General features: G+C 64.0%; 28 protein-coding genes. 15 read left to right on the top strand and 13 right to left on the bottom strand.

Annotated features, from left to right (window positions below):
• The first annotated feature begins 99 nt into the window (after nt 1-99).
• Together J9885_RS05285 and hdfR are read left to right on the top strand one after the other, a co-directional pair.
• Nucleotides 100-459: a DUF413 domain-containing protein gene (locus J9885_RS05285; RefSeq protein ID WP_167576842.1), complete on the top strand. Its 360-nt coding sequence runs from the start codon at nt 100-102 to the stop codon at nt 457-459.
• Nucleotides 459-1,349: an HTH-type transcriptional regulator HdfR gene (gene hdfR / locus J9885_RS05280; protein ID WP_210548335.1), complete on the top strand. Its 891-nt coding sequence runs from the start codon at nt 459-461 to the stop codon at nt 1,347-1,349. The genes J9885_RS05285 and hdfR overlap by 1 nt, the downstream gene beginning before the upstream one ends.
• A gap of 86 nt (nt 1,350-1,435) precedes the next feature.
• On the opposite strand, the gene tyrA is transcribed toward hdfR, so the two are convergent.
• From tyrA to glpT, 6 genes are all read right to left on the bottom strand, one after another.
• Complete coding sequence (gene tyrA / locus J9885_RS05275; protein WP_210548334.1) at nt 1,436-2,575, bottom strand: bifunctional chorismate mutase/prephenate dehydrogenase; 1,140 nt, start codon at nt 2,573-2,575, stop codon at nt 1,436-1,438.
• Between the two features lie 70 nt (nt 2,576-2,645).
• The gene (locus J9885_RS05270) at nt 2,646-3,719 is read right to left on the bottom strand and encodes a 3-deoxy-7-phosphoheptulonate synthase (RefSeq protein ID WP_043761614.1); all 1,074 of its coding nucleotides are present in this window, start codon (nt 3,717-3,719) and stop codon (nt 2,646-2,648) included.
• Nucleotides 3,720-4,081: 362 nt separating this feature from the next.
• On the bottom strand, nt 4,082-5,161 hold the full coding sequence (glpQ, locus tag J9885_RS05265; RefSeq protein WP_210548333.1) for a glycerophosphodiester phosphodiesterase: 1,080 nt from the start codon (nt 5,159-5,161) through the stop codon (nt 4,082-4,084).
• A gap of 102 nt (nt 5,162-5,263) precedes the next feature.
• Nucleotides 5,264-6,751 (bottom strand): glycerol-3-phosphate dehydrogenase, encoded by a 1,488-nt coding sequence (glpD, locus tag J9885_RS05260; protein ID WP_210548332.1) that lies wholly within the window; start codon nt 6,749-6,751, stop codon nt 5,264-5,266.
• 438 nt (nt 6,752-7,189) lie between these two features.
• Nucleotides 7,190-7,948 (bottom strand): DeoR/GlpR family transcriptional regulator, encoded by a 759-nt coding sequence (locus J9885_RS05255; RefSeq protein WP_210548331.1) that lies wholly within the window; start codon nt 7,946-7,948, stop codon nt 7,190-7,192.
• A 101-nt stretch (nt 7,949-8,049) separates the two neighbouring features.
• Nucleotides 8,050-9,405, bottom strand: a complete 1,356-nt coding sequence (gene glpT, locus J9885_RS05250) for a glycerol-3-phosphate transporter (RefSeq protein ID WP_043761624.1) — start codon at nt 9,403-9,405, stop codon at nt 8,050-8,052.
• 486 nt (nt 9,406-9,891) lie between these two features.
• Here glpT and J9885_RS05245 point away from each other — a divergent pair, with 486 nt between their 5' ends.
• A complete protein-coding gene (locus J9885_RS05245; RefSeq protein ID WP_210548330.1) occupies nt 9,892-10,740 on the top strand; it encodes an MIP/aquaporin family protein in 849 nt (282 codons plus the stop codon).
• 43 nt (nt 10,741-10,783) lie between these two features.
• Nucleotides 10,784-12,286 carry a glycerol kinase GlpK gene (gene glpK, locus J9885_RS05240; RefSeq protein ID WP_043761721.1) on the top strand — a complete coding sequence of 501 codons (1,503 nt, stop codon included), beginning with the start codon at nt 10,784-10,786 and terminating at the stop codon, nt 12,284-12,286.
• 178 nt (nt 12,287-12,464) lie between these two features.
• Here glpK and J9885_RS05235 read toward each other — a convergent pair whose 3' ends face one another.
• Nucleotides 12,465-13,367, bottom strand: a complete 903-nt coding sequence (locus J9885_RS05235) for a LysR family transcriptional regulator (protein ID WP_210548329.1) — start codon at nt 13,365-13,367, stop codon at nt 12,465-12,467.
• Between the two features lie 169 nt (nt 13,368-13,536).
• Here J9885_RS05235 and J9885_RS05230 point away from each other — a divergent pair, with 169 nt between their 5' ends.
• The 5 genes from J9885_RS05230 to J9885_RS05210 all read left to right on the top strand — a co-directional run bounded on the left by J9885_RS05230 (nt 13,537) and on the right by J9885_RS05210 (nt 17,075).
• A complete protein-coding gene (locus tag J9885_RS05230; protein WP_210548328.1) occupies nt 13,537-13,923 on the top strand; it encodes a DUF6404 family protein in 387 nt (128 codons plus the stop codon).
• A gap of 40 nt (nt 13,924-13,963) precedes the next feature.
• Nucleotides 13,964-14,326, top strand: a complete 363-nt coding sequence (locus J9885_RS05225; RefSeq protein ID WP_210548327.1) for a VOC family protein — start codon at nt 13,964-13,966, stop codon at nt 14,324-14,326.
• A 183-nt stretch (nt 14,327-14,509) separates the two neighbouring features.
• Nucleotides 14,510-14,800 carry a putative quinol monooxygenase gene (locus J9885_RS05220; RefSeq protein ID WP_043761636.1) on the top strand — a complete coding sequence of 97 codons (291 nt, stop codon included), beginning with the start codon at nt 14,510-14,512 and terminating at the stop codon, nt 14,798-14,800.
• An 81-nt stretch (nt 14,801-14,881) separates the two neighbouring features.
• Nucleotides 14,882-15,685 (top strand): 2,5-didehydrogluconate reductase DkgB, encoded by an 804-nt coding sequence (gene dkgB, locus J9885_RS05215; RefSeq protein WP_210548326.1) that lies wholly within the window; start codon nt 14,882-14,884, stop codon nt 15,683-15,685.
• A 217-nt stretch (nt 15,686-15,902) separates the two neighbouring features.
• Nucleotides 15,903-17,075 carry an MFS transporter gene (locus J9885_RS05210; protein ID WP_210548325.1) on the top strand — a complete coding sequence of 391 codons (1,173 nt, stop codon included), beginning with the start codon at nt 15,903-15,905 and terminating at the stop codon, nt 17,073-17,075.
• A gap of 62 nt (nt 17,076-17,137) precedes the next feature.
• Here J9885_RS05210 and J9885_RS05205 read toward each other — a convergent pair whose 3' ends face one another.
• The 3 genes from J9885_RS05205 to J9885_RS05195 are packed head-to-tail and all read right to left on the bottom strand — an operon-like array spanning nt 17,138 to nt 19,972.
• Nucleotides 17,138-17,251: a CydX/CbdX family cytochrome bd oxidase small subunit gene (locus J9885_RS05205; RefSeq protein WP_043761643.1), complete on the bottom strand. Its 114-nt coding sequence runs from the start codon at nt 17,249-17,251 to the stop codon at nt 17,138-17,140.
• Nucleotides 17,252-17,273: 22 nt separating this feature from the next.
• Complete coding sequence (gene cydB, locus J9885_RS05200; RefSeq protein ID WP_210548324.1) at nt 17,274-18,401, bottom strand: cytochrome d ubiquinol oxidase subunit II; 1,128 nt, start codon at nt 18,399-18,401, stop codon at nt 17,274-17,276.
• Nucleotides 18,401-19,972: a cytochrome ubiquinol oxidase subunit I gene (locus J9885_RS05195; RefSeq protein ID WP_210548323.1), complete on the bottom strand. Its 1,572-nt coding sequence runs from the start codon at nt 19,970-19,972 to the stop codon at nt 18,401-18,403. Before J9885_RS05195 ends, cydB begins: the two co-directional genes overlap by 1 nt.
• A 120-nt stretch (nt 19,973-20,092) precedes the next feature.
• Here J9885_RS05195 and J9885_RS05190 point away from each other — a divergent pair, with 120 nt between their 5' ends.
• Nucleotides 20,093-21,532 carry a PLP-dependent aminotransferase family protein gene (locus tag J9885_RS05190; RefSeq protein WP_210548322.1) on the top strand — a complete coding sequence of 480 codons (1,440 nt, stop codon included), beginning with the start codon at nt 20,093-20,095 and terminating at the stop codon, nt 21,530-21,532.
• A 42-nt stretch (nt 21,533-21,574) separates the two neighbouring features.
• On the opposite strand, the gene J9885_RS05185 is transcribed toward J9885_RS05190, so the two are convergent.
• Together J9885_RS05185 and J9885_RS05180 are read right to left on the bottom strand one after the other, a co-directional pair.
• Entirely contained in the window at nt 21,575-22,033 is a 459-nt protein-coding gene (locus J9885_RS05185; protein ID WP_210548321.1) for a GNAT family N-acetyltransferase, read from the bottom strand.
• 181 nt (nt 22,034-22,214) lie between these two features.
• Complete coding sequence (locus J9885_RS05180; RefSeq protein WP_210548320.1) at nt 22,215-22,865, bottom strand: tellurite resistance TerB family protein; 651 nt, start codon at nt 22,863-22,865, stop codon at nt 22,215-22,217.
• Between the two features lie 62 nt (nt 22,866-22,927).
• Between J9885_RS05180 and J9885_RS05175 the strand changes: the two genes are divergently transcribed.
• The 5 genes from J9885_RS05175 (at nt 22,928) to J9885_RS05155 (ending at nt 25,293) form a co-directional block, all read left to right on the top strand.
• Complete coding sequence (locus tag J9885_RS05175) at nt 22,928-23,782, top strand: DMT family transporter (protein ID WP_210548319.1); 855 nt, start codon at nt 22,928-22,930, stop codon at nt 23,780-23,782.
• The gene (locus tag J9885_RS05170) at nt 23,779-24,078 is read left to right on the top strand and encodes a hypothetical protein (protein ID WP_210548318.1); all 300 of its coding nucleotides are present in this window, start codon (nt 23,779-23,781) and stop codon (nt 24,076-24,078) included. Before J9885_RS05175 ends, J9885_RS05170 begins: the two co-directional genes overlap by 4 nt.
• 28 nt (nt 24,079-24,106) lie before the next feature.
• Entirely contained in the window at nt 24,107-24,577 is a 471-nt protein-coding gene (locus J9885_RS05165) for an acyl-CoA thioesterase (protein ID WP_043761657.1), read from the top strand.
• 68 nt (nt 24,578-24,645) lie between these two features.
• Nucleotides 24,646-24,801, top strand: coding sequence for a pleiotropic regulatory protein RsmS (rsmS, locus tag J9885_RS05160; RefSeq protein ID WP_081843784.1), 156 nt, complete (start codon nt 24,646-24,648; stop codon nt 24,799-24,801).
• A gap of 24 nt (nt 24,802-24,825) precedes the next feature.
• Nucleotides 24,826-25,293 (top strand): GyrI-like domain-containing protein, encoded by a 468-nt coding sequence (locus J9885_RS05155; protein ID WP_210548317.1) that lies wholly within the window; start codon nt 24,826-24,828, stop codon nt 25,291-25,293.
• A gap of 27 nt (nt 25,294-25,320) precedes the next feature.
• Here the strand turns inward: J9885_RS05155 and J9885_RS05150 are convergent, their stop codons facing one another.
• On the bottom strand, nt 25,321-26,181 hold the full coding sequence (locus J9885_RS05150; RefSeq protein ID WP_210548315.1) for a LysR family transcriptional regulator: 861 nt from the start codon (nt 26,179-26,181) through the stop codon (nt 25,321-25,323).
• Nucleotides 26,182-26,213: the final 32 nt, after the last annotated feature.

The following is a 26,213-nucleotide window of genomic DNA, read 5'->3' as shown; positions in this document are numbered from 1 at the left end:
AAAGATATTTATTAACATAGTAAGAAAATTGATTTTGCACTCTGCGACGGCCTGATGATACTTGCCCGCAAAGGTCAAACTAACCAGAACAAGAGCACTATGAGCTTCGAATCAGACAAGCGTTTCAACGACTTCAAACATTTTCCCCGTGGCCTGCGTCGCAGTGGCGAATTCACCGTGGCCGAAGCGGACAGTCTGGAAAAATACGGCACCGTGATGCTGGCGCTCTATCAGGGCAACCAGGCTCCCCGCGATGACGTAGAAAGTGCCTTTATCGAACAGGTCAAATCCGGCGCAGCCGGCACCAACCCCCACGCCAAGGTGTGGTTCAAGTACCTGAAGGTGATTGGTCCCAAGCGCGTACACCGTCTGTGCACCGTCGCTGGCGGCGCCAATGAAGATGCAGGTGGCAGCTATGAGGGCGGCGGCGGTGGCGGCAGCGACGAGTCCCTCGATTAATGGATACCGAGCTGCTTCGGACTTTCATCGAGGTCAGCAAGACCCGGCACTTTGGCCGGGCTGCTGAGAATCTCTACCTGACCCAGTCGGCGGTGAGCTTTCGGATCCGCCAGCTCGAGCAGCAACTCAGGGTCAGTCTGTTTGCCCGCCATCGCAACAACATCCGCCTGACCGCCTCCGGTGAACGTCTGCTGCCCTACGCGGACGCTATCCTGCACACCCTGGGCCGTGCCAAGCAGGACGTGGCCCTCTCCCCCGGTTTCAGCCAGCAGCTCGCCATCGGTGCCCCCGCCGTGTTCTGGGAGCTCGATTTCAACGACTGGCTCAATCACGTCTATGCCCTGGCCCCCGGCCTCGCGGTGCGGCTCGAGACTGCCTCCCGCGAGCACCTGTGCCGCCAGTTGCTGGAGCGCTCCCTCGATCTCGCCCTGCTCTCCGAGCCCACCAAGATCGACGAGATCGCCCTGCACCCCATCGGCGAGCTGGTGTTCGAGCTAGTGAGCAGGGAGCCGGCCGCGAGCGCCGACAGCCTGATGCAGATGCCCCACATCCACCTCGACTGGGGCACCAGCTTCGAGCCGCCGTCGAGCCGGCTGCAGAGCCTGCAGAAGACTCCGGTGCTGCATTCGAGCTCCGCCAGCATGGCGCTGCAGTTCGTGCTGGCCAACGGTGGCGCCGCCTATCTGCCGCGGCGCATGGTGAGCCCCTTCCTGGAGCAGGGACGGCTTCACCTGGTGGAGGGAGGCCAGGCACTGAGCCGCCCGCTCTACCTCGCCTATCTGGAGAAATCCGATCGCCGGGAGCTGATCGATCAGCTGCTCACCCTGCCCCTTGGCTGGGATGACGCCGATCTGCGCCTGCCCGTCACCGAACAGAGCCCGCCACTCTGACAGATCCCGCGCCACCTGCCGGGTGCGACGCAACGCACATGAAAAAAGGGGCCGACAGGCCCCTTTTGCATGAATCCGGCACGGCCTCAGCCGTGATGACGACGATCGTTGGCCTGAGCCAGCAAGGTGCGGCTCTCCCGCAGGAACTCGTCCGCCCGCGTCCCGAAGAAGCCGGAAACCTGGGAGAACGCCTCGATGAAGCCCTCCCTGTCTCCCCGCTCCAGCAGCCCCAGCGCCTCGCCGAAGTTCTGGTAGTAGCGGCGGATCATCGCGAGGTTCTGCGGCGACGACAGAATGATGTCGGCGTAGAGGTGGGGATCCTGGGCGAACAGCCGTCCCACCATGGCCAGCTCCAGCCGGTAGATGGGGGAGCTTAAGTTAAGCAGGCGGTCGAGGTTGGCCTGCTCCCGGGAGAGGTGCCAGCCGTAGGCGAAGGTGGCGAAGTGGCGCAGCGCCTGGATGAAGGTCATGGCCTCGTCGTGTGCCCTGGCCTCCACCTGCTGCAGGCGGGCGCCCCAGATGGTCATCTGATCCAGCAGCCACTGGCTGGCCTCCCCGTCGCGCCCCTGACAGCAGACGATCACCTGCTTGGCGAGGCTCGCCACGTCCGGCCCGAACATGGGATGCAGCCCCAGCACGGGGCCCTTGTGGACCGCCAGCATGTGCTCGAGCGGCGCCGCCTTCACGCTGGTCACGTCCACCAGCAGGCAGTTCTCGGGCAGGTTGCCGAGCCGGTCGATCACCTCGCAGGTGACGTCGATGGGCACGGCCACCATCACCAGCCCGGCACCGCGCAGGATCTCGTCAGCCCGCGGCCAGTCGGCCTGACCCAGGGTCTCGACCCGGTAGCCCGAGAGACTGAACAGGTTGCCAAACAGGCGGCCGAGCTGGCCCTGACCGCCGATGATCACCACCTTGCCAAGGTCCGGCTTCATGCACTTGAAGTGGTGCTCCTTGTCGCTGGCGGACTCCAGGATATAGGATTCGCGCATCACACGGCGCAGCACGTCTTCGATGAGGTCCCCGGGCACCCCCAGGGCTTCTGCCTCCGCGCGGCGGCGAGCCAGCATGCTCGCCTCCCGATCCGGCGCGTAGATGGGCAGGCCGTGCCGGCTCTTCACCTCCCCCACTTCTCCCACCAGGGCGAGACGGGCGGCCAGCAGATCGATCAGCTGCTTGTCCACCGCATCTATCTTGTCCCTGAGGGCATTCAACTCTTCAGCCATGTCCAGTCCCTGCCGGCGCCGCCCGTGGCGGCGCCCTGTGAATCAATACGTTGCCACAAGATACCACGGCTTATGCCGATGTTCTGGCCAAAAGTGGTGCCGCCAGCTGGCTGTGGCAACGGGCCAGCAGCGCGTCCGTGGTCTCCCAGTCGATGCAGGCATCGGTGATGGAGACACCGTAGCGCATGTCGCACTTGGGCTGTTCGCTGGACTGGTTGCCCTCGAACAGGTTGGATTCGAGCATCACCCCTATGATGGAGCGGTTGCCCTCCTGGATCTGGTGAATCACGTTGTCAGCCACCTTGGGCTGCAGACGGTGATCCTTGCTGGAGTTGCCGTGGCTGCAATCCACCACCAGGCCGGGCAGCAGGCCCGCTTTCTCCAGCGCCTCTTCCGCGAGCGACACATTGACCGAATCGTAGTTCGGGTGCTTGCCGCCGCGCAGGATCACGTGACCATCCGGGTTGCCCTGGGTCTGCAGCAGCGCTACCTGGCCCTGCTGGTTGATCCCCATGAAGGCGTGGGGGCTGGAGGCGGCCTGCAACGCATTGATGGCGGTACCCAGGTTGCCGTCGGTGCCGTTCTTGAAGCCGACCGGCATGGAGAGGCCGGACGCCATCTCCCTGTGGGTCTGGGATTCGGTGGTGCGGGCACCGATGGCCGACCAGGAGAAGAGCTCCGCCAGGTATTGGGGGCTGATGGGGTCGAGCGCCTCGGTAGCCAGGGGCAGCTCCAGCTCGGCGAGCCAGCAGAGCAGCTCGCGGGCCCGGTGCAGCCCCAGCTCCACATCGAAGGTGCCGTCCAGGTTCGGGTCGTTGATAAAGCCCTTCCAGCCGACCGTGGTGCGCGGCTTCTCAAAGTAGACCCGCATGACAATGTAGAGAGAGTCCTGATAGGCATCATGCAGCGCTTTGAGTCTGGTTGCGTACTCTTTGGCGGCGTCCATGTCGTGGATGGAGCAGGGACCACAGATCACCAGCAGACGGTGATCGCGACGGTGGATGATGTCGGCGATGGTGTTGCGGGCCCCTTGCACGAATGCCAGCGCACGATCGGAGATCGGCAGTTTCTCCTTGAGCTGGGCAGGCGTGATCATCACTTGTTCGGACTGGATATGGATGTTGTTCAGGGGATCTCTTTGCATTTTCTCATTCTCTCTACTGTATTAAGCCAAGGGCACCGACCGTACACTTTAGTTTACACAAGTCAGCGCTTTGTTACGCAACCGCCCCCACCTTACCAAGGAAAAACAAACAATCAAGTGAAACCAGCGGCGGCATGTACCGACAGATGGATAAATGACCACTACGGCGCGCGCAAATGCCAGAAAATAGCGTCCCGGAGTCCTCTCTCAACCAGGATTCGTAAATATTTGTTTCCAGTCGTCTGCAGCAAGGCCTCACTCAACGGCCGCACCTCCTGCCGATGAGCCCCCCATGACAACGGCAGGGCATAAAAAAGCGGGGCACCTGGCCCCGCTTGTATTCCCGTGTTGCTCTTCTTTTATTATTTGCCGTGTGCCTTGATCACCTCGACCGCCTTGTCGGGGAAATCGCTGAATACCCCGTCCACATCCGCCTGGTAGAGGAAGATGTTGAGCAGGTCGGTGAAGTCTTTCGCATAGGCCGGGATCTGCCCCTCGTCCTGACGGAAGGTGTAGGGGTGTACCTTGAGGCCCACTGCGTGGGCCTCTTTCACCATGTTGGTGAAGACAGGCTTGCCAGGAGTACCCGGCTCGGTCACCACCATGGGCTTCCAGGGACCAATCCCCTCGGCGTAGGTGGCGATGGTCTTCATGGCGCCCGGCTTGAACATCCAGTCGTAGTCATAGGGGGTCGCCTTGCCCTTGGCGTCGTAGACCATGGTCTCGTTCCAGTCGGTCTCGGCCATCAGCTGCACCAGCTTGAGATCCATCCCCATGGCAGGCATCAGCTCGCTGTTGATGCGCTTGAGCTCGTCGGCATCGAAGCACTGCAGGTAGACCTTGTCGTCCTTGCCGGTGTAGCCGTACTCCTTCAATACCTTGAGCACCGCCCTGGAGATGTCCTTGCCTTCGTGGCGGAACAGCCAGGGGGCCTTGATCTCCGGGTAGATGCCGATGTTCTTGCCGGTACTCTTGTTGAGCCCCTGGATCATCTCGATCTCTTCCTGGAAGGTGTGGATCTTGAAGCTGGACTTCCAGAGCGGGAAGCGGGCGGGATAGACGGGCACCTGCTTGCCGTCCACCAGCTGGAACGGCTCGGTCATGCGCAGGGAGCGCACCTCGTCCAGGGTGAAGTCCACCACATAGTAGCGGCCGTCCGGGCGAGCCCGGCCGGGGAAGCGCTCGGCCACGTCGGTGATGCCGTCGAGGAAGTGATCGTGCATCACCACCAGCTGGTCATCCTTGGTCATCACCAGATCCTGCTCCAGATAGTCCACCCCCATGGCGTAGGCCATGGCCTTGGACTCCAGGGTGTGTTCGGGCAGGTAACCGGAGGCGCCACGGTGGGCGATGACAATCTTGCCTTCATCGGCGGCAAGTGCGGGCAATGCGAGGGCGATCCCGAGGCCAAGGGCCACCAGGGTACGGTGAGTTTGTTTCATCAAGGGTTCTCTTTGTTATTTTTTATTTGGTGTAGGTGATTGTTATAGCAGAGGTTTATTGCAGTTTTACGGCGGGCGGCAAAGGCCGCCCGCCGTCATTCATCAGCTGGCCTTGGGCAGGGCGTTGTGGTGCTCCGCCAGCCAGGCGGCGAGCTGCTGTTGCTCGGCCTCGGAGAGGCGCAGCCCCAGCTTGCTGCGGCGCCACAGGATGTCTTCCAGGGAGTGGGCCCACTCCCGCGCGATGAGGTAGCGCACCTCGGATTCGTACAGACCGGCGCCGAAGTGCTGGCCAAGCTCCTCCTTCAGCCAGAGCCGGGCATGGCTGCCGTAGGCTTCGGCGATGCGGCGGGCGCTGCGCTCATCCAGCCACTCGAATTCGAGCATGTAGGCCCGGGCCAGCTCGGTGGTGGAGCAGTCAAACTCGCCCCCCGGCAGCCGGCAGCTGGCGGTCCAGTCCTCCCCCATCTGGCTGAACCAGGGCTTGAGCTTGTGGCAGGCGGCCTGGGCCAGCTTGCGGTAGGTGGTGAGCTTGCCGCCAAAGACCGACAGCAGCGGCGCGCCGTCGGACTCGCCAGACAGTTCTAGGGTGTAGTCCCGGGTCACCGCTTGGGGGGAGTCGGACTCGTCATCGCACAGGGGGCGCACGCCGGCATAGGTCCAGATCACGTCCTTGGGGGCGATCTGGCGGGTGAAGTGGGCGTTGACCACCTTGCACAGGTAGTCGATCTCGGCGTCGCTGATCTTGGCCTCCCGCGGGCTCCCCTTGTGCTCCACGTCCGTGGTGCCGATGAGGGAGTAGTCCTGCTGATAGGGGATGACGAAGACGATGCGGTTGTCCTCGTTTTGCAGGATGTAGGCCTCTTCGCGCTCGTGGATGCGCGGCACTATCATGTGGCTCCCCTTGATGAGGCGAATACCGCGCGGGGATTTCTCGTGCAGGCTCTCGTCATAGAAGGTCTTGACCCAGGGGCCGGCCGCATTGACCAGACCGCGGCAGCTGACGGTGAACTGCTCCCCCCCTTCCCGCTCCAGCGTCAGGGTCCAATGTTTGGAGCCGCGCACCGCCTTCACACAGCGAGTGCGGGTCTGTACCTCGGCGCCCTTGTCCCGGGCCAGCATGGCGTTGAGCACCACCAGGCGGGCGTCGTCGACCCAGGCGTCCGAGTATTCGAACCCCTTGCTGATGCCGTTCTTGAGGCCGTCTTGCGGCAGGAAGCGCACGCCGCAGCTCCCCTTGAGCTTGTCGCGCTTGGCCAGGTTGTCATAGAGGAAGAGGCCGGCGCGGATCATCCAGGCCGGGCGCAGGTGCGGGCGATGAGGCAGGCGAAAGCGCATGGGACGGGCGATGTGAGGCGCCATGCCGAGCAGCACCTCCCGCTCCGCCAGCGCCTCTTTCACCAGCCGGAATTCGTAGTGTTCGAGGTAGCGCAGGCCGCCGTGGATCAGCTTGCTGGAGTTGGACGAGGTGGCAGAGGCGAGATCGCTCGCCTCGAACAGCGCCACCTTCAGCCCCCGCCCCGCCGCATCTGCCGCAATGCCGACCCCGTTGATGCCGCCGCCGACGACGACCAGATCATAATGTTCGCTCATGTTCACCTACTTTCTTATTTTGTGTTTGCTATGACAGCAATGTTTGATTTCGCTCATATTAGAGCATGAAAAAACATTAAACGAACATTTCATGAGAGAAATGTGATCGCGATTGTTTTGGCAATGCTAAAAATGCTGCCAGTCGGTGACGAAACTCCGTGCCGGGCCGGGTCCACGGGAAGCCGGGGTCTGGCGTGCGGCTCGGTGCATGGGGGAAGTCGTGGGGAAAGTGGAGCGTTCAACGCTGCGGGTGGCAGCCGCAACTCGATGAGCGGCAGTCCGTCAGTCGGGCCTGGTAGCGGGAGCCGGTGCGCGGGGGGGATCGGGCGTTCAGCGCCGCGAGCGGCCATCAGTCAGCCGTGAAACGGCGGCGAGGCGTGCAATGGGGAGGAAAAAGCGGCCGCCACAGGGCGGCCTGATGCTAGAGCAGTGGAAAAATCAGCAGATATGACAGGCGATCTGGTGCTGGGACATCAGCCGCATCAGCTTCTCCGGCGGCTCCTGATCCGTGAACAGGGCGTGGATCTGGCTGAGGTTGCCGAGGTTGACCATGGCGTTGCGGCCGAACTTGGTGTGGTCCGCGGCCAGGAATACCTGACGGGAGTGGGCGATGATGGCCTGGGCGATCTTCACCTCGTGGTAGTCGAAATCGAGCAGGGAGCCGTCGCTGTCGATGCCCGAAATACCGATGACGCCATAGTCCATGCGGAACTGGCCGATGAAGTCGCGGGTCGCCTCCCCGACGATGCCGCCATCCCGGTTGCGGATCTCGCCGCCGGCGATGATGACGGTGAAATCATCCTTGGCGGTCAGGATGCTGGCGACGTTGAGGTTGTTGGTCACGATGCGCAGATCCCGATGGTCCAGCAGGGCGCGGGCGATGGCCTCCGTGGTGGTGCCGATGTCGATGAAGAGGGACGAGCCGTCCGGGATGTTGGCGGCCACCTCGCGGGCGATGCGCTCCTTCTCCTTGAGCTGCATCACCTTGCGAGCGCTGTAGGCGGTGTTGACGGTACTCGAATGGAGGGAGGCCCCGCCGTGATGACGCCGGATCTTGTTCTGCTCGGCGAGATCGTTCAGATCACGACGAATGGTCTGGGGGCTGACGTCAAAATGGGTCACCAGATCGTCGGTCGAGACAAAACCCTGTCGGGTCAGCACGTCCAGGATCTCCAGGTGTCGTTGGGTTTGCTTCACGCTTGCACTCCGCAGATGAGACGAAAAAAGGCCCCGGCAGGTGCGGGGCCCTTGGCAGTTTACCTGATCCCTTTTCCAATCGATAAGGGCAGGATCACGTTTTATGCCTTATCGGCAGCGGCCTTGTGCGCGATCGAGAGGTTCTCGTGCTTGAGGGTCATGGCCAGCAGCACGATGGAAAGCACGCAGGAGACGGTCAAGACCATGAAGCCGCCGTCCCAGCCGAAGTGGTCCACGGTGTAGCCCAGCATGGCGTTGGCGGCAACGGCGCCCCCCAGGTAACCGAACAGCCCGGTGAAGCCTGCCGCGGTACCGGCCGCCTTCTTCGGCGCCAGCTCCAGGGCATAGAGGCCGATCAGCATGACGGGACCGTAGATGAGGAAGCCGATGGCGACCAGGGCCATCATGTCGATGGTCGGGTTGCCCGCCGGGTTGAACCAGTAGACCAGCACGGCCAGGGTCACCAGCACCATGAACAGGATGCCGGCCGGGGCGCGGCGGCCCTTGAACATCTTGTCCGAGATCCAGCCGCACAGCAGGGTGCCCGGGATGCCCGCCCACTCATAGAGGAAGTAGGCCCAGGAGGAGTGATCCACGCTGAAGTCCTTGGCCTCTTTCAGGTAGGTCGGGGCCCAGTCCAGCACGCCGTAACGGATGAGGTAGACGAAGGCGTTGGCGATGGCGATGTACCAGAGCAGCTTGTTGTGCAGCACGTACTTCATGAAGATCTCCTTGGCGGAGAACTCCTGCTCGTGGCTGGCGTCATAGTCCTTCGGGTAGTCGTTCTTGTACTCCTCGATGGGGGGCAGACCGACGGATTGCGGGGTGTCGCGCATCACGAAGAAGGCGATCACCGCGATGGCGGCAGCGGCGGCGGCCGGCACATAGAAGGCGCTGCGCCAGTCGTTGAACCAGCCCATGCCGAGGATGAACAGCGGGCCTATCATGCCGCCACCCACATTGTGGGCCACGTTCCAGACCGAGACGATTTCGCCCCGCTCCTTCTGTGACCACCAGTGCACCATGGTGCGACCACAGGGGGGCCAGCCCATGCCCTGTACCCAGCCGTTCAGGAACAGGAGCACGAACATGATGGCGATGCTGGAGGTGGCCCAGTGCATGGTGCCCATCATGAACATGATGCCGGCCGAGAGCAGCAGGCCGGCGGAGAGGAAGTAGCGCGCGTTGGATCTGTCCGACACGTTCCCCATCAGGAACTTGGAGAGACCGTAGGCGATGGAAACCCCGGAGAGGGCCAGACCCAGATCGCCACGGGAGAAGCCCTGCTCGATGAGATAGGGCATCGCCAGACTGAAGTTTTTCCGTACCAGATAGTAACCGGCATAGCCGAAGAAGATCCCGAAGAACACCTGCCAGCGCAGGCGCTTGTAGAAGGGATCTATCTTGTCTGCCGGTAGCCTGTCTATGTGGGGTGCAGGCTTGAAGAGACTAAGCATGTTCTGCTTCCTTGTTGTTGTTATGGGCGTAGAGGGTGCCCCGGTCACGCTGCGATCAGATGAGTCCCCATTCGCAAGCGAGCCAATTGTGCTCACATATGAGCATTTAATCTGTGATGGGAACGGAATTATTGCAGTTTTATTACAAAATAAATCACTAAATGAGTGATCGCTCATTGCGTGCCAGCCCGCGTCGATCAAGGGACTTGACTACTCCCTAAGTAGTATTTGGTGCGATGTCAGTTGCTTTTCGTCACATTTTCTTAGCAATGAATGGGATCTTGCCCACATTTCCGGTGGCGGGGATCTGGTGAATTGGCACAGAAGGTTTATTTTCTCTCTCGTCCAAGAACGAGCGCAAACGAGCATAACGTTTGCGCAGGCTCAAACAACAAGAAGAAACGTTTTCGGACGCAATAAATGGGACTGCAAGATAACGAAACGGAACATCAAACCTACTGTGGGTGGATATAAGGAATAACAACTATGAGCATACAAAGACCCAATACCCTGCTTGGCGAGTGCCTCGCCGAGTTCATCGGCACCGGCCTGCTGATCTTCTTCGGCGTCGGCTGCGTGGCCGCCCTGGTGCTGGCTGGCGCCAACTTCGGGCAATGGGAAATTTCCATTACCTGGGGCCTGGGCGTCGCCATCGCCATCTATGTGACCGGTGGCATCTCCGGTGCCCACCTCAACCCTGCCGTGACCTTGGCCCTGATGACCTTCTGCGGCTTCGACAAGCGCAAGGTGGTGCCCTTCATCATCGCCCAGATCGCCGGTGCCTTCGCCTCCGCCGCCCTGGTCTATGCCCTCTACAGCAACCTGTTCACCCAGTGGGAACTGACCCACAACGTGGTGCGCGGCAGCATCGAGAGCCTCGGCACCGCCGGCATCTTCTCCACCTACCCCAATGCCCTGCTCTCCAACATGCAGGCCTTTGCGGTCGAGATGGTGATCACCGCCGTACTGATGCTGGGCATCATGGCGCTGGGTGACAACAACAACGGCGCCCCCAAAGGCTTCGCCGCTGCCCTGCTGATCGGTATCCTGATCGCGGTGATCGGTGCCTCCCTCGGCCCCTTGACCGGCTTTGCCATGAATCCGGCCCGTGATTTCGGTCCCAAGCTGTTCGCCTTCGTCGCAGGCTGGGGTGATGTCGCCCTGACCGGTGGTCGCGACAACCCCTACTTCTGGGTTCCCATCCTCGGCCCCATCGTCGGCGCCCAGATCGGTACCGCCCTCTATGTGAAAGTGCTGGCTCCCTGCGTCCCGGGCAACCGCGTCGCCACCGAAGAAGCCGCCAAGCTGTCTAACAAAGAAGAGGCCGCCGCCTGAAAGCGGTCCCCCCAACGTGGAAAACAAGAACGTGGAGAACATCATGTCTGCTGATAAAAAATATGTCGTCGCGCTGGATCAAGGTACCACCTCCTCCCGTGCCATCGTCTTCGATCAGGATGCCAACATAGTCGCGACCTCCCAGCGCGAATTCACCCAGCACTACCCGAAGGCGGGCTGGGTTGAGCACGACCCCATGGAGATCTGGGCGACCCAGTCCTCCGTCTTCACCGAAGTGCTGGCCAAGAGCGGCCTGCACAGCGAGCAGATCGCCGCCATCGGCATCACCAACCAGCGTGAAACCACCGTTGTCTGGGAGAAGGCCACCGGCAAGCCCATCTACAACGCCATCGTCTGGCAGTGCCGTCGCACCGCCGCCATCTGCGAGGAGCTCAAGGCCCGCGGCCTGGAAGAGTACGTGCGTGAAAACACCGGCCTGGTGCTGGACGCCTACTTCTCCGGCACCAAGGTGAAGTGGATCCTGGACAACGTGGAAGGGGCCCGCGAGAAGGCGATGAACGGCGAGCTGCTGTTCGGCACTATCGACACCTGGCTGGTGTGGAAGATGACCAACGGCGAGGTGCACGTCACCGACCCGACCAACGCCTCCCGCACCATGCTCTACAACATCCGCGACCTGAAGTGGGATGAGCGCATGCTGGACGAGCTGGGTATCCCCATGTCCATGCTGCCACAAGTCAAACCCTCCTCCGAGGTCTATGGCTACACCACCCGTGGCGGCGGCTCCCGCATCCCCATCGCCGGCATCGCCGGTGACCAGCAGTCCGCCCTGTTCGGCCAGCTCTGCTTCGAGAAAGGCATGGCCAAGAACACCTACGGCACCGGCTGCTTCATGCTGATGAACACCGGCACCGAGCCGGTTCGCTCCAGCAACGGCCTGCTGACCACGGTCGCCATCGGCCCGAAAGGGGAAGTGAACTACGCCCTGGAAGGGGCCGTGTTTATGGGCGGCGCCACCATCCAGTGGCTGCGTGACGAGCTCAAGATCATCCACGATGCCCGCGACACCGACTACTTCGCCTCCAAGGTGGGCGACACCAACGGCGTCTACCTGGTGCCGGCCTTCGTGGGCCTGGGCGCCCCCTACTGGGATCCGTATGCTCGCGGCACCATGGTCGGCCTGACCCGGGGCGCCAACCGCAACCACATCATCCGTGCGGCGCTCGAATCCATCGCTTACCAGAGCCGCGACGTGCTGGATGCGATGCAGCAGGACTCCGGCATCAAGCTGGCGGCCCTGAAGGTGGATGGCGGCGCCGTGGCCAACGACTTCCTGATGCAGTTCCAGGCCGACATGATGCACACCCCTGTGGTGCGTCCGACCCGGATCGAGACCACCGCCATGGGCGCCGCCTTCCTGGCCGGCCTCGCCGTCGGCTTCTGGAAGAGCTCGGAAGAGCTGGAAGACAAGTTCAGCGTGGACCGCGAATTCATCCCCCAGATGGACCGCGACGATCGCGCCAAGCGCTACAACGGCTGGAAGAAGGCGGTCGAGCGTTCACGCCGCTGGGCAGAAGAGGAGTGATCGGGTCACCGATATCCTTGAAATGAAAACAGAAGAGGCCGACAGCGATGTCGGCCTCTTTTTATTGGCGCTCGCAAGCCCCCTAGGCTCCCTCCCCTTGCCAAGGGGTGGGAGAAAATGACCCCTCCCCCTCGTGGAGGGGGAGGCCGGGAGGGGGTTGGAACTGTCGGCATGTCCTCTATAACGCCTCAGCGCCGAGCTGCTCTTTCAGGAAGTCGAGCCAGACCCGCAGCCGGATGTCCCGCTGGGCATCGGAATAGAAGACCGCATTGATGGGGCGCGAGGCACCGCTGTTGCTGCGAGCCAGCACCTCCACCAGAGCGCCGCTCGCCCTGTCCTCCCCCGTCATGAAGTCCGACAGGCAGACGATCCCCTGCCCCGACAGCGCCAGCTGACGCAGGGTCTCGCCGCTGCTGGCCCGCAGGGTCGGGGTGATGGCGAACCTGTCCCCCTGCTCCGTGCTCAGCAGCGGCCAGTGGTTCAGGTGATCGGGGTGCAAAAAACCGAGCAGCTCGTGGCCCGTCAGCAGATCCGCCGGCTGGCGCGGGGTGCCGCGCGCCTCCAGATAGGCCGGGGATGCCAGCAGCCGCAGCTTGGATCGCCCGAGCGGCAGGGCCCGCAGGGAAGAGTCGGTCAGCTCGCCGATGCGAATGGCCATGTCCACCCGCCGCTCCATCAGATTGATAAAGCCCTCCGAGCTGTGCAGTTGCAGCTCGATCCCCGGATAACGGCGGCGAAACTCCCCGATGATGGGCACCAGCCGGTGCAGGATGAAGGGGGTGGCGGCATCGACCCGCAGCACGCCCTCCGGCTGCTCCCGACGCATCAGCAGCAGCCCCTCCGCCTCGCTCATCTCGGTCAGGATCTTCACCGCCCGCTGATAGAACCAGCTCCCCTCCTCCGTCAGGCTGACCCGGCGGGTGGTGCGATTGAGCAGCACGGTGGCGAGCTTTTCTTCGAGGCGCTTGATGCCCCGGCTCACCACCGAGTTGTCCATGCCGAGGTTCTCCGCCGCCTGGCGAAAGCTGCCCGCCTCCACCACGGCCACGAACAGGGTCAGTTCATCGGAATGGGTCTTCATTGCTGTCATCCTGGCAAGAGTGATGGGCCTTTATAGGCGCAATGGCCGGGAGTTGGCAAGGCAGGCGTCACTTCGTATCGTGACACTCCGCCTGTTTTATCTTCTCCCATGTCTGTACAATGCTGCCTGATGGCACCGTATGGCGCCGCACCATGACAGGGACGATCATATGACATTCGAATACAGGCTGGCCGCCGCCCATAGAGAGCTGGCCGACAAGGGCGTGCAGGAACTCAACTACAACCCGCCGATCATCTGGCTGCTGCGCCAGGCGGGACTCACCGTCAGGCCGCCCCACTACGAGCGCTTTCTGGTCAACATCCTTGCTCTGGGTCTGCCCATCGGCGCTATCTGGGGGGTGTTGATGTGGTTCTTCGGTTGGCAGCATGAGGTGAGCCTGGGGTTTGCCCTGAGCCAGAGCCTGCTGTTTGGCATAGGGGTCGGTCTGCTGATGGCGACCTGGCTCTGGTTTCGGCGCAAGCAGCTCAAGCTGACCCCCTGGGACGCCTTGCCCCACTCCACGATCCGCACGCAAAAGCGCTGGCAGCCCAGATAGATGACACCCGGCCTCACTTATCAGCAGGGAGCGGTACCTTATGAAAGCCCATGAAAAACTGAACTATGTGGAGTTTGCGGCCAGGGATCTCGCCGCCACCCAGGCCTTCTTCACCGCCGCCTTTGGCTGGCAGTTCGCCGACTACGGCCCCGATTATTGCGCTTTCGAGGGAGAAGGGCTGGATGGCGGCTTCTATCGCGCCGAACTGTGCAACCAGAGCGCGCAAGGCGGCGCTCTCCTGGTGTTTTACAGCGCCGATATCGAGGCAACCCAGGCCAAGGTGACCAATGCAGGCGGCACCATAGTCCGCCCCCTGTTCGACTTCCCCGGTGGCCGCCGTTTCCACTTTGTCGAGCCCAGCGGCAACGAGTTTGCCGTCTGGTCGGAGCCGGCCCAGATCTGATGACGAGGGCAGCCCGGCTGTCCCCGGCTTAAAGTCACCTTCACTTAGCGTGCCACCTTCCTGCATTGGCTGGCGTCGCCCCCCTGATTGCTGCGCTTATCCCAATAGTGTTTTGCAACTGCTGCCCTGTATCCCCCAGTCTAGGGCGGGCATACTGGCCTTCGACATTGCAAGGAGGTCCAGATGCCATCCCCCATCACAGTGATTGCCCGGCTTGACGCCAAACCCGAATTTGCCGACCGGTTTCGCGCTGCCTTGAACCCCTTGATTGCCGCTACCCTGCAAGAGCCGGGGTGCCTTCGCTACCAGCTGCACCAGAGCCTGGAGAGCCCCCATGGCTGGATGCTGCACGAGGAGTGGGAGAGCGAGGCCGCCCTCGACGCCCACCAGCAGCAGCCCCACTTTATCGCCTTCGCCAGCCTCGCCGCCCCCTGGTTTGCCAACCGGGTCGTGAGCCGCTACCGGCGAGTCTGATATCCCTGCGGCCCACCCCCTGTCCGCCTAGGGGCGGGTCGGCACAAGATTGAGCGTAAAAACAATAACCTGAGGAATTGAATGATGAAGATGCCCAACCTGGGTCTTGGAACCTTCCGCCTGAAAGATCAGCCCCTGCGCGACTCCCTGCTCCAGGGCCTTGAACTTGGCTATCGCCATATCGACACCGCCCAGATCTATGACAACGAGGCTGAAGTGGGCCAGCTCATGAGCGAAAGCGGCGTGCCCCGCCAGGATATCTACCTGACCACCAAGGTGTGGACCAGCGAGTTCGGCCCGGGCAAGGTGATCCCGAGCCTGGAGGTGAGCCTCGAAAAACTCGGCACCGACTACCTGGATCTGGCGCTCATTCACTGGCCCTCCCCCCAGGATGAGGTGCCGATGGCGGTCTATCTGGCGCAGCTGGCCGAGGCCAAGGCCCGGGGCCTGACCCGGGAGATCGGAGTTTCCAACTTCACCGTGGCCCAGCTTGAACAGGCCATCGAGATCCTGGGGCCGGGCGCCATCGCCCACCAGCAGGTGGAGATCCACCCCCTGCTGCAAAACCGCAAGGTGGTGGAGTTCTGCCAGGCCCATGGCATCGCCATCACCGCCTATATGCCGCTCGCCTATGGCAAGGTGCTGAGCGAACCGCTGCTGATGGAGATCGGCAAGCGCCACGGCGTCTCTGCGGCCCAGGTGTCGCTCGCCTGGCTGCTGGCCCAGGGCATGACGGTGATCCCGAGCTCCACCAAGCGGGAGAACCTGGCCGCCAACCTGGCCGCCCTCAAGGTACAACTCAGCTCCGAGGAGATGGCGGCCATCGCCACCCTGGACAGAGGCGAGCGCTGCGCCAACCCGGACTTTGCACCGGCTTGGGACTGATCCGGGGCGAACACGCAACACCACACATAACGACAAGCGGGAGGCACTGGGCCTCCCGCTTTTTTATTTGGCGCCATGCATCATTCGTCCTATCCCTCCGTTGCGATTGATGCTGATTTGGCAAAAGTCATTTGATATCGCCGTCATTTTTGCCAACAAACTGTCTCGGCATACTGGCGCCATTCTCCCGCCGGGAGTCACCATCCAAGGAGTTGTTATGCCACTGGCGTTATTTGCCCTTACCTTAAGTGCCTTTGCTATCGGCACCACCGAATTCGTGATCGTGGGGCTCATCCCCACCATCGCGGAGCAGCTCAATGTCTCGCTCCCCTCGGCGGGCCTCCTGGTCAGCCTCTATGCCCTGGGGGTGGCCATCGGCGCCCCCGTGCTCACGGCACTCACCGGCAAGGTGCCGCGCAAGTGGCTGCTGGTGGGGCTGATGGCGCTCTTCACCGCCGGCAACCTGCTCGCCTGGCAGGCCCCCGGTTACGAGAGCCTGATCGTCGCCCGCATCCTCACCGGGCTGGCCCACGGGGTCTTCTTCTCGGTGGGCAGCACCATCGCCACGGGTCTCGTGGCCAAAGAGAAGGCGGCCAGCGCCATCGCCATCATGTTCAGCGGCCTCACCGTGGCCCTGGTGACCGGCGTGCCGCTCGGTACCTGGATTGGCCAGGAGTTCGGCTGGCGCGACACCTTCCTGGTGGTGAGCCTGCTCGGGGTCGTCGCCATGGTGGGCAGCCTGCTGCTGATCCCAAATAACCTGCCCCAGGGGGCCGCCTCTACCCTCCGCGAGCAGCTCTCCGTGCTCACCAAGAAGCCGCTGCTGCTGGTCTACGCCAAGACGGCGCTCGGTTACGGCGGCGCCTTCACGGCCTTTACCTTCCTCGCCCCCATCCTGCAGCAGGTGAGTGGCTTCAGTGCCGGTGCCGTGAGCCTCATTCTGCTGGTGTACGGAGTGTCGGTCGCCGTCGGCAATATCTGGGGCGGCAAGCTGGCCGACAAGATGGGCCCATTGCCCGCGCTGAAGCTGCTGTTCGCCGGCCTCGCCATGGTGCTGCTGGTGCTCACCTTCACCGCGCCCCATCCGGTGCTGGCGGTACTCACCGTGCTGGTGTGGGGTGCCTTCGCCTTTGGCAACGTGCCCGGTCTGCAGGTGCTGGTGGTGAAACAGGCGGAGCACCATGCCCCGAACGCGGTAGACGTGGCCTCCGGCCTCAACATCGCCGCCTTCAACGTCGGCATTGCCCTGGGCTCCGTGGTCGGCGGCCTGGTGGTGGAACACCTCGGCCTGATGCACACCCCCTGGATTGGCGCCCTCATCGTGCTCTTGGCTTATGGTCTGACCCATCTGAGCGAACGCCAGGCCACCCGCCTAGCCCCTGCGATCTAGGAAAGAACGCAACAAAAAGGCCGACACTGGGTGTCGGCCTTTGTCATATCCAGCGGCGGGGCTCAAGACTCCTTGAGATCCTCATCGGCGGCCCAGCGGGCCTCCAGCCAGAGCAGGTTGACCAGGCCGCACAGCAGGGCGAAGCCCAGTCCCAGCATCCAGGTGAAATACCACATATCGAAGGCTCCCAAGTTCGTGTCAGTAGAGGCTATGGCCGTGCTGGCGCACCTGCTCGGTGCTCACCTTGCCGCGCACCACCCGGTAGACCCAGAGGGTATAGCCGATGTTGACCGGCATCAGCACGGCGACGATCCCCAGCATGATGAAGAGGGTGCGCTCGCTCGAGGTGCCGTCCCACAGGGTCAGGCTGCTCGCCGGATCCAGGGACGAGGGCAGCACGAAGGGGAAGAGCGCGATGGCCACGGTCAGCATCATGGCGGCGCAGGCTCCGCCGCTCGCGGTGATCGCCAGGCGCGGCCTGCCAGAGGCGCTTGCCAGGGCGCACACCAGGGGCAGCAAGAGACCCGAGGCCGGCACGGCCCAGAGCACAGGGTGGGCGGCGAAGTTGCCAAGCCAGCCAGCAGGCAGCACCACCACCTCTTTCATCAGCGGGGTGAGGGCCCCGTTGAGATCGCCGATGGCCGTGATGCGATACCCCGCCATCTCCCCAAGCCAGACGCCACCAAGGGCAAAAAGAAAGGTCGCCAGGGGGCCGAGCCAGAGGCTGTGACGGGCACTGCGCCGGGCGATCTCCCCTTGGGTCTTGCACTGCAGGAAGCTGGCACCGTGCAGCAAGAGCAGCGCCAGCGCCGTCCCCATGGCGGTCAACAGCAGCGGCCAGTGGAACGCAAAGGCGCCATAGTGGATGCGAAGGGCCGCATCGAAGCGAAACGGCAGCCCCTGCAGCAACAAGCCCAGGGTGGCGCCAAACACCAGGGTCGGCAGCAGGGCCCCCACCACCAGGGCGCGGTCCCACCAGCGGCGCCAGACCGGGTCCGCCAGCTTGCTGCGATAGTCAAAGCCCACCGGGCGCAGGAAGAGACCGAACAACAGGAACATGAAGGGGACGTAGAGCGCCGAGAAGGCGGCGGCATAGACCAGGGGCCAGGCGGCGAACAGGGCGCCGGCCCCGGCGATGAGCCACACCTGGTTGCCCTCCCACACCGGCCCCACGCTGTTGAGCAGCACCCGCCGCTCCTCGTCGTTCCTGGCCACCACTGGCAGCAGCATGGCCACGCCGAGATCGAAGCCGTCCATCACCACGAAGCCGACGAGCATGAAGAGCACCAGCCCCCACCAGATCAATTTCAGGGTTTCATAATCCATCAGGCAGGACTCCCGTTTTGCAACACTTCACCTTGATAGCGACCCGTCTGCAGGCTGGCAGGCCCTTTGCGGATCACATGGCGCAACAAGAACAGCTCCACCACCAGCAGGCTGGTGTAGATGAGGAAGATGGCGATGAGGCTGAACCAGAGCTGGCCCGGTTGCAGCAACGACACCGAGGCCGACACCGGCAGCACGTCGCTGATGGTCCAGGGCTGACGACCGAACTCGGCCACAAACCAGCCCGCCTCGATGGCTATCCAGGGCAGCGGAATAGACCAGAACAAGGCCTTGAGCAGGCGCGGGGATTGCACCAGCTTGCCCCGACACAGCTGCAGGAAGGCGGCGGCAAAGAGCGCCAGCAGCACCACGCCGATGCCCACCATCAGGCGAAAGCTCCAGAAGAGCGGCGCCACCTGGGGGATGGAGTCATCGACCGCCCGGGCGATGGCCGTCTCGTCCGCCTTGCCGATCTCCTTGGCATAGGGGGTGAGCAAGAGACCGTAGCCCAGATCGGCGCGATGACGCTCGAAGGTGGCCCGCGCCGCCTGGTTGCTGCCATCGGCCCGCATCGCTTCAAGCGCCTCGTGGGCCAACATGCCGCTGCGGATGCGTTTCTCGTGCAGCGCTTTCAGATCTTTTAAGCCCGTCACCTGCTCGTCGAGGGAGCGGGTGGCGATGAGGCCCATCAGATAAGGGATCTTGATGGCCGCATGGGTGGTCTCGGCGGCCTGATCCGGGAAGCCTAACAGGGTGAAGGAGGCGGGCGCCGGCTCGGTGTGCCATTCCGCCTCGATGGCGGCCAGTTTCACCTGCTGCACCTCGCCGGTGCGGTAGCCCGACTCGTCACCGAGCACGATGACCGAAAGAATGGCCGCCAGACCGAAGCCCGAGGCGATGGCAAAGGATCGCAGGGCGAAGCGCACCTCCATGCGGCGCAGCAGATACCAGCTGCTCACCCCCATCACGAACAGAGAGGCCGCCACATAACCCGCCGCCACCGTGTGGACGAACTTGACCTGGGCCACCGGGTTGAAGATCACCGCGGCCACGTCCACCAGCTCCATGCGCATGGTCATGGGGTTGAACTCGGCGCCGACCGGGTTCTGCATCCAGCCGTTGGCGATGAGGATCCAGAGGGCGGAGAGGTTGGAGCCGAGCGCCACCAGCATGGTCACCAGCAGGTGCTGACCCCGGGAGAGCTTGTCCCAGCCGAAGAAGAACAGACCCACCAGGGTGGACTCGAGGAAGAAGGCCATCAGCCCCTCCACCGCCAGCGGCGTGCCGAAGATGTCGCCGACGTAGTGGGAGTAATAGGCCCAGTTGGTCCCGAACTGGAACTCCAGGGTGATGCCGGTGGTCACCCCCATCACGAAGTTGATGCCAAACAGCTTGCCCCAGAAGCGGGTGATGTCCTTGTAGATCACCTTGCCGGTCATCACGTAGGCCGACTCGGCGATCACCAGGATCCAGGACAGCCCCAGGGTGAGGGGCACAAACAGAAAGTGGAACATCGCCGTCGCCCCGAACTGCATTCGGGAGAGGCTGACCACATCATCCAGGCTTATCATGCATGACTCTCTATGTTGCATTTAACGGACAGGTTTTCGCCCGTTAAGTACATCACGTGCCATGACACCTATAACAGATGCAGTTATATTGAAAAATACCTATAACAGTTTGAGCGCACCATGTCCCGCTACGGCCAGCTGGCAGATCAGCTTCAACAACAGATAGAGAGCGGCCTCTGGCAACCGGGGGAGCGCATCCCCTCCATCCGCCAGAGCTGCAAGACCCACGGCCTCAGCCCCATGACGGTGCTGCAGGCCTATCAGCTGCTCGAAAGCCGCGGCCTCATCCTGGCCCGGCCCCAGTCCGGCTACTACGTCAAGGCCGCCGCCTCCCCCCAGCGCATCAGCACTCCCCTGCAGGCCAGTTACAGCGGTTCGGTGGACATCAACGACCTGGTGTTCGAGGTATTGCAGGCGAGCAAGTCCCGGGAACTGGTGCCGCTCGGCATGGCGGTGGCCGATCCCACCCTGTTCCCTCACCCCCAGCTCGGCCGGGCGCTGGCCAGCAGCATGCGCCGGCTCGACCCCTTCAGCACGGTGGCAGATCTGCCCCCCGGCAACGAGGCGCTGCGCCGCGCCATCGCCCAGCGCTACGCCGGTGAGGGGCTGGCGGTGGATCCCGGGGAGATCATCATCACCACAGGTGCCATGGAGGCGCTCTCCCTCAGCCTGCAGGTGCTGACCGAGCCCGGTGACTGGGTGGTGGTGGAATCCCCCACCTTCTACGGTGCCCTGCAGGCCATCGAGCGGCTCAAGCTGAACGCGGTGGAGATCCCGGTGATCCCGGGGGTGGGCATCGATCTCGCCCTGCTGGAAGAGGCCCTCGCCGAGCGCCCCGTCAAGGCGTGCTGGCTGATGGGCAATGTCCAGCATCCCCTCGGCCATACCATGCCGGATGAGCACAAGCAGGGGCTGATGGCGCTGCTCAACCGGCGCGAGGTGGCGCTGGTGGAGGACGACGTCTATGCCGAGCTCTATGTCGGGCGCGAGCGGCCCAGGCCCATCAAGTACTGGGATACGAGGGGGGACAGTCTGCTGTGCAGCTCCTTTTCAAAGTGCCTGGCGCCGGGCTTTCGGGTCGGCTGGGTGGTGGCAGGGCCCCATGCCGAGCGCATCCAGCGGTTGCAGCTGATGTCGACCCTCTCCACCAATGTGCCAAGCCAGCTCGCACTGGCCGACATGCTGCGCCAGGGTGGAGTGGACGCCCATTTTCGCCGGCTGCGCCACACCCTGGCCCAGCGCCAGCAGCAGATGCGGGCGGCCCTGCTGCGCCTGCTGCCGGGGGAAGTGAGCATCTCCTCCCCCGATGGCGGCTATTTTCTCTGGCTCGAGTTTGACCCCGGCCTCGACAGCCGCGCCCTGCACGCCCGGGCGCTGGCAAGCGGTTTTTCACTGGCGCCGGGGGCCCTCTTCTCCAGCCAGGGGCTGCATAACCACTGCCTGCGCCTCAACAGCTCCCATCCCTGGAGCGAGCCGCTGGAGGCGGCCCTCACCCGGCTGGCGGAGCTTATCCGGCAGCAGCTGGACGCCATTCCCTCAAGAAACGACAAGGCCCCATAGCGGGGCCTTGTCGTCTTGCGGAGTTATCTGGCTGACGCGCGGTTATCTGGCGTAGATCTCGGACTGGCGCGTGAACCCCAGGGATTCGTAGAGCTCCCTGGCCCGCGCGTTGAATGCCATCACCTCCAGCCGGATCTGGCTCGCCCCTCGGGCCTTGGCCCAATGGTCGCAATGGGCGATCAGCGCACGGCCTATCCCCCGGGAGCGGTGCCCCTCATCGACCACCACAGTGCCGATGCGGCAGATGGGCTCTTTGCTGAGAAACGGAATGGTCTCGTTGATGTCGATGCGTGCGGTCAGAAAGCCCGCCACGGCCCCATCCTGCTCGGCAACGCAAAACAGGCGTCCTTCGGCGGTGATGGCGGCCAGCAGGAAGGCCCTCTCCTCGGGAGATGGCGCGCAGAACACCTGCGGCGCCTGCGCGTAGTGGATCTCCCCTATCTGCCGGTTCAACTCGAGGATGGCGTCTATGTCCAGCTCGCTTGCCTTGCGTATTTCCAACGAATGCTCCTTGCCTGTGCGCCCGGGGGATGAGACAGCCTCATCTGCCACCTTTGGTCTGAAGTGAACATCATAGAGTCTCCCCTGCCCGGGGAGAAGGAGCGCCCCATGACAGCGGGCGGCCGAAGACGACAAGACCCCATAGCGGGGCCTTGTCGACATTCCATGGATTAACCCGGGATCAACCCGGCCCCTCCAGCTGGGCCACCTGGCGCTCTATGCTGCCTTTGAGGTTGTCATCGAGCTTGAGGGCCCGTGCCAGCTCGTCCAGATAGCCGCGCTCCATGAAGTGGTCCACCTCGATGGCGAGCAGGGAGGCGAGGTAGACCTCGGTCGCCAGCTCCATGTCGGTCACTTCCCGCGCCAGTGCCTGGGGATCCAGCGGGCGGGACAGCTCGCCGTCAATCCAGCGGGCCGCGTCCCCCTGACCCTGTTTGGTCAGGTACTGCTGGATTTTCTGGCGCTCGGCGGCATCGATGTGACCGTCGGCCCGGGCCGCCGCCACCATGGCACGCACCAGCAGGTTGGCGCGGGCATCCAGGGCGTTGCCCTCCAGGGTGCCGAGGGGCTGGGTCGGCTGCGCCGGGGTGGACTGCTGGGCCTGCCAGTCCTGATAGAGTTTGTAGGCGAGCCCGCCGAGGGCGGCCGCCCCGCCCACCGCCGCTACCTTGGTGCCATACTTGCGCATCTTCTTGTTGCCAAGCAGCAGCGCCATGGCCCCGGCCGCCAGCCCGCCCTGGGCCATGCCCTTCATCTGGGCCTTGCGCGTGTCGCCACCGTCGTTGAGCCAGCCCTTGCCGCTACTCAGCAGTTGATCAAGTATTTGTTTCATAGGCCCTCCTCGTTGCATGTTGCCTCATGCTGGTGCGCGGCCACTGAACTCAAGGTGAATAAATGCCACTGCCACGCCTGCTCTTCCTGACCCTGCTGACGCTGGTGGCCTTCGCCGCCAACTCGGTGCTCTGCCGCCTGGCGCTGTTTGAAGAGCAGATGGATCCGGCGCTGTTCACCCTGCTGCGCCTGACCAGCGGCGCCCTGGTGCTGATCCTGCTCTGCTCGGCCCGCCGCCCCCAACCGCCCCGCCAAGGGGACTGGGGCGGCGCCCTGGCCCTCGTCACCTATGGCGCAGCCTTCTCCTTTGCCTACCTGACCCTGACCGCAGGCACGGGAGCTCTGCTGTTGTTCGCCGCCGTCCAGCTCAGCATGCTGGCCCCGCCCCTGCTGCGCGGGGAGCGACTGCCTCCTCTCCAGTGGACAGGCATGCTCATCGCCGCCGCCGGGTTGATCCTGCTGCTGCTGCCCGGCATCACGGCCCCCGACCCCCTGGGGGCCGTCCTGATGATCGCCGCCGGCATCGCCTGGGCCTGCTATACCCTGCGCGCACCGCGCTTTGCCGACGCCCTCGCCGCCAACGCCGGCCACTTCCTGCGGGCCAGCCTGCCTGCAGCCCTGATCTACCTGCTGCTGGGCCGGCTCGAGGCCAGCCCGACCGCCATCGGCTACGCCCTGGCCTCGGGGGCGCTGGCCTCAGGCCTTGGCTATGCGCTCTGGTATCGGGTATTGCCCCAGCTGGGGCGTACCCTGGCCGCCAGCGTACAACTGCTGGTGCCACTGCTCGCCGCCATGGCCGGCCTCCTCTTGCTGAATGAGTCCTGGTCCTGGCGGCTGTCACTGTCATCGCTGGGCATCCTGGGGGGAATAGCCCTGGTCATCGCGGGACGCCCCCCAACGGGAGACAAACCATCATGAAGATTGTCATACTGCTACTCGCCTGCGGCCTGTCGGGCGGCCTGCTCGCCGCCGAACAGGACAGGGAAACCCACCAGGCCGGACTGGATCGCGCCTGCCTCAACGCCCAGCAGCAGCTGATCGTGCAGGGCAGGCAGCAGCGCATCGACGCCTGCATCAAGGAGGGGGGCAAGGTGACCCGCTGCCAGCAGGAATTCGCCAGCTTTGGCCAGCGGGAGGGCAACAAGCGCCCCGACTTTTCGAACCTGCCCCCCTGCCAGCAGGCCGAGGCCTACCGCAAGAGTTACCGGCAGTGATGCCTGGACAACCCACAGAGGAGAACACATGACCCCACCCCGCGAGCTGACCCTGCAGTTTCTGGCCGAGCCCGCCGACGTGAATTTCGGCGGCAAGGTGCACGGCGGCATGGTGATGAAGTGGATCGATCAGGCGGGCTATGCCTGCGCTGCCGGCTGGTGCAGCGGCTATGCCGTCACCGTCTACGTGGGGGGCATCCGCTTCCTGCGCCCCATCCAGATAGGCCAGCTGGTGGAGGTGCACGCCCAGGTGATCCACACCGGCACCACCAGCATGCACCTGGCGGTGGACGTCTACAGCCGCCACCCCACCGACCCCGAGCGCCGCAAGACCACCCACTGCATCATCATCTTCGTGGCCATGGACGAGCACGGCAAGCCCACCCCTGTGCCCCAGTGGCAGCCGGTGAGCGAGAGCGATCGGCAGTTGCAGCTCTACGCCAAAAAGCTGATGGCCCTGCGCGAGGAGCTCGACAAGGAGATGCGCCAGCACCTGTGACGGGCGGGGCGTGTGTCCCGGGTCATCGAGGGTATAATGGCGTCTTTGCCATCCCATGGGAGAACACGATGTCACTGGAAACCGCCCCCGCCGAGGTGCAGCTCGCCGTCGATCTGATCGAGCTGCTGGAGACCAACAAAATCGCCCCCGAGCTCGCCCTCGCGGCGCTCGCCATCGTCCGCCAGGACTATGAGCGCAAGCTGAGGGAAGGCCGGGAGCTCTGATCCTTTCACCTGCCAGGAGGCGCCATGTCAGACCCCATCCGTTTCGAGACCGGCAGCGCCATGCTGCTTGGCGGTCTGCGCCGTCACCACGCATTCCAGCGCGCCGACTTCGGCGGCCAGTGGCGTGAGTTCGATGCCTTCGGCCCCCTGCCCGGCCAGCTCGGAGAATACGCCTACGGCGTCATCTGCGGCGCCAGTGCAACGGCATGCGAATACATGTGCGCGGTGGAGGTGAGCGCCCTGGAGGTGCTGCCCACCGGGCTCGGCCGGATGCGCATCACGCCCCAGCACTACGCGGTCTTCCTCCATCAGGGTCATGTCTCCACCCTGCCCCGGACCTGGCAGGCCGCCCTCGACTGGCTGGCCCGGTCCAGCTGGGAGTCCGCCAACAAGCCGGACTTCGAGCGCTACGGCGCCGGGTTCGACCCCACCACGGGCAGCGGCGAGGTGGAGATCTGGCTCGCCATCGTCCCCAGGCAGATCCTGACCTGACGACCCAGCCCGAGCATCAGCGCTGCATCAACGGGGCCTGAGGGCGGCCCCCTCCCCCATGACCTCGTCGCACAGGGCGATCAGGGCCTCCCCCAGCCGGGCGAGCGGCTCGCTCGCCCCCGGCCCCTGATGCAGGGCCAGCTCCACCGCCGCCACCGTCGGCCAGTCCTCCAGCACCACCTGATCCGGTTGCACCAGGCGGGCTGGCAGCAGGCTGACGCCGATGCCCGCACTCACCGCCCCCTGCAAACTGGCGAGGCTGGCACTCACATAGGCGATGCGCCAGGGGATCCCCTCCCCATCCAGGGCGTCGGTGATCTGGCGCCGATATAGCCCCTCGTTCGGAAACACGGCCAGGGGCAGCGGCCTGCGCCCGGCGGCGGGCCAGTCGCGGCTGTCGACCCAGGCGAGCGGCTCGCGCCAGCGGGCGAGGGGCTCCCCCTGGCCACGCCCCTGCTTGATCAGGGCCAGATCCAGCCCCCCGGCCTCGAAGGCCTGCCACAGGCCGTGGCTCAGACCGCTTTGTACCTCCAGCCTGACCTCGGGATGCTGGCGGGCGAAGGCGGCCAGCACCGGGGTCATGGCGCCGGCGGCAAAGTCCTCCGGCACCCCGAGGCGCAGGGGCAGGCTCGCCTCCCTCACCCGCTCGCTCGCCCGAACCAACAGGCCCAGGATCTGGCGCGCCAGCCCGAGCAGGGTCTCCCCCTGGGCCGTGGTCACCACCCGGCGGCCGGAGCGATCGAGCAGGGTGCAGCCGAGCTGCTCCTCCAGGCGGCGCATCTGCTGGCTGAGGGTGGACTGGGTCAGATGGACGCGCTCACCGGCGCGGGTGAAGCTGCCGGTCTCGACGATGGCGACAAAGCTTTGCAGCAGCTGGGGATCCAGCATGGGCCTCTCCACGGGTCACTCCATTTATAAAA

The organism is Aeromonas sp. SrichE-2G, assembly GCF_017939565.1.
In the GTDB taxonomy this organism is placed as follows: domain Bacteria; phylum Pseudomonadota; class Gammaproteobacteria; order Enterobacterales; family Aeromonadaceae; genus Aeromonas; species Aeromonas taiwanensis.
The sequence above is the reverse complement of the archived record's forward strand: the minus strand, read 5'-3'. Positions and strand labels throughout refer to the sequence as shown.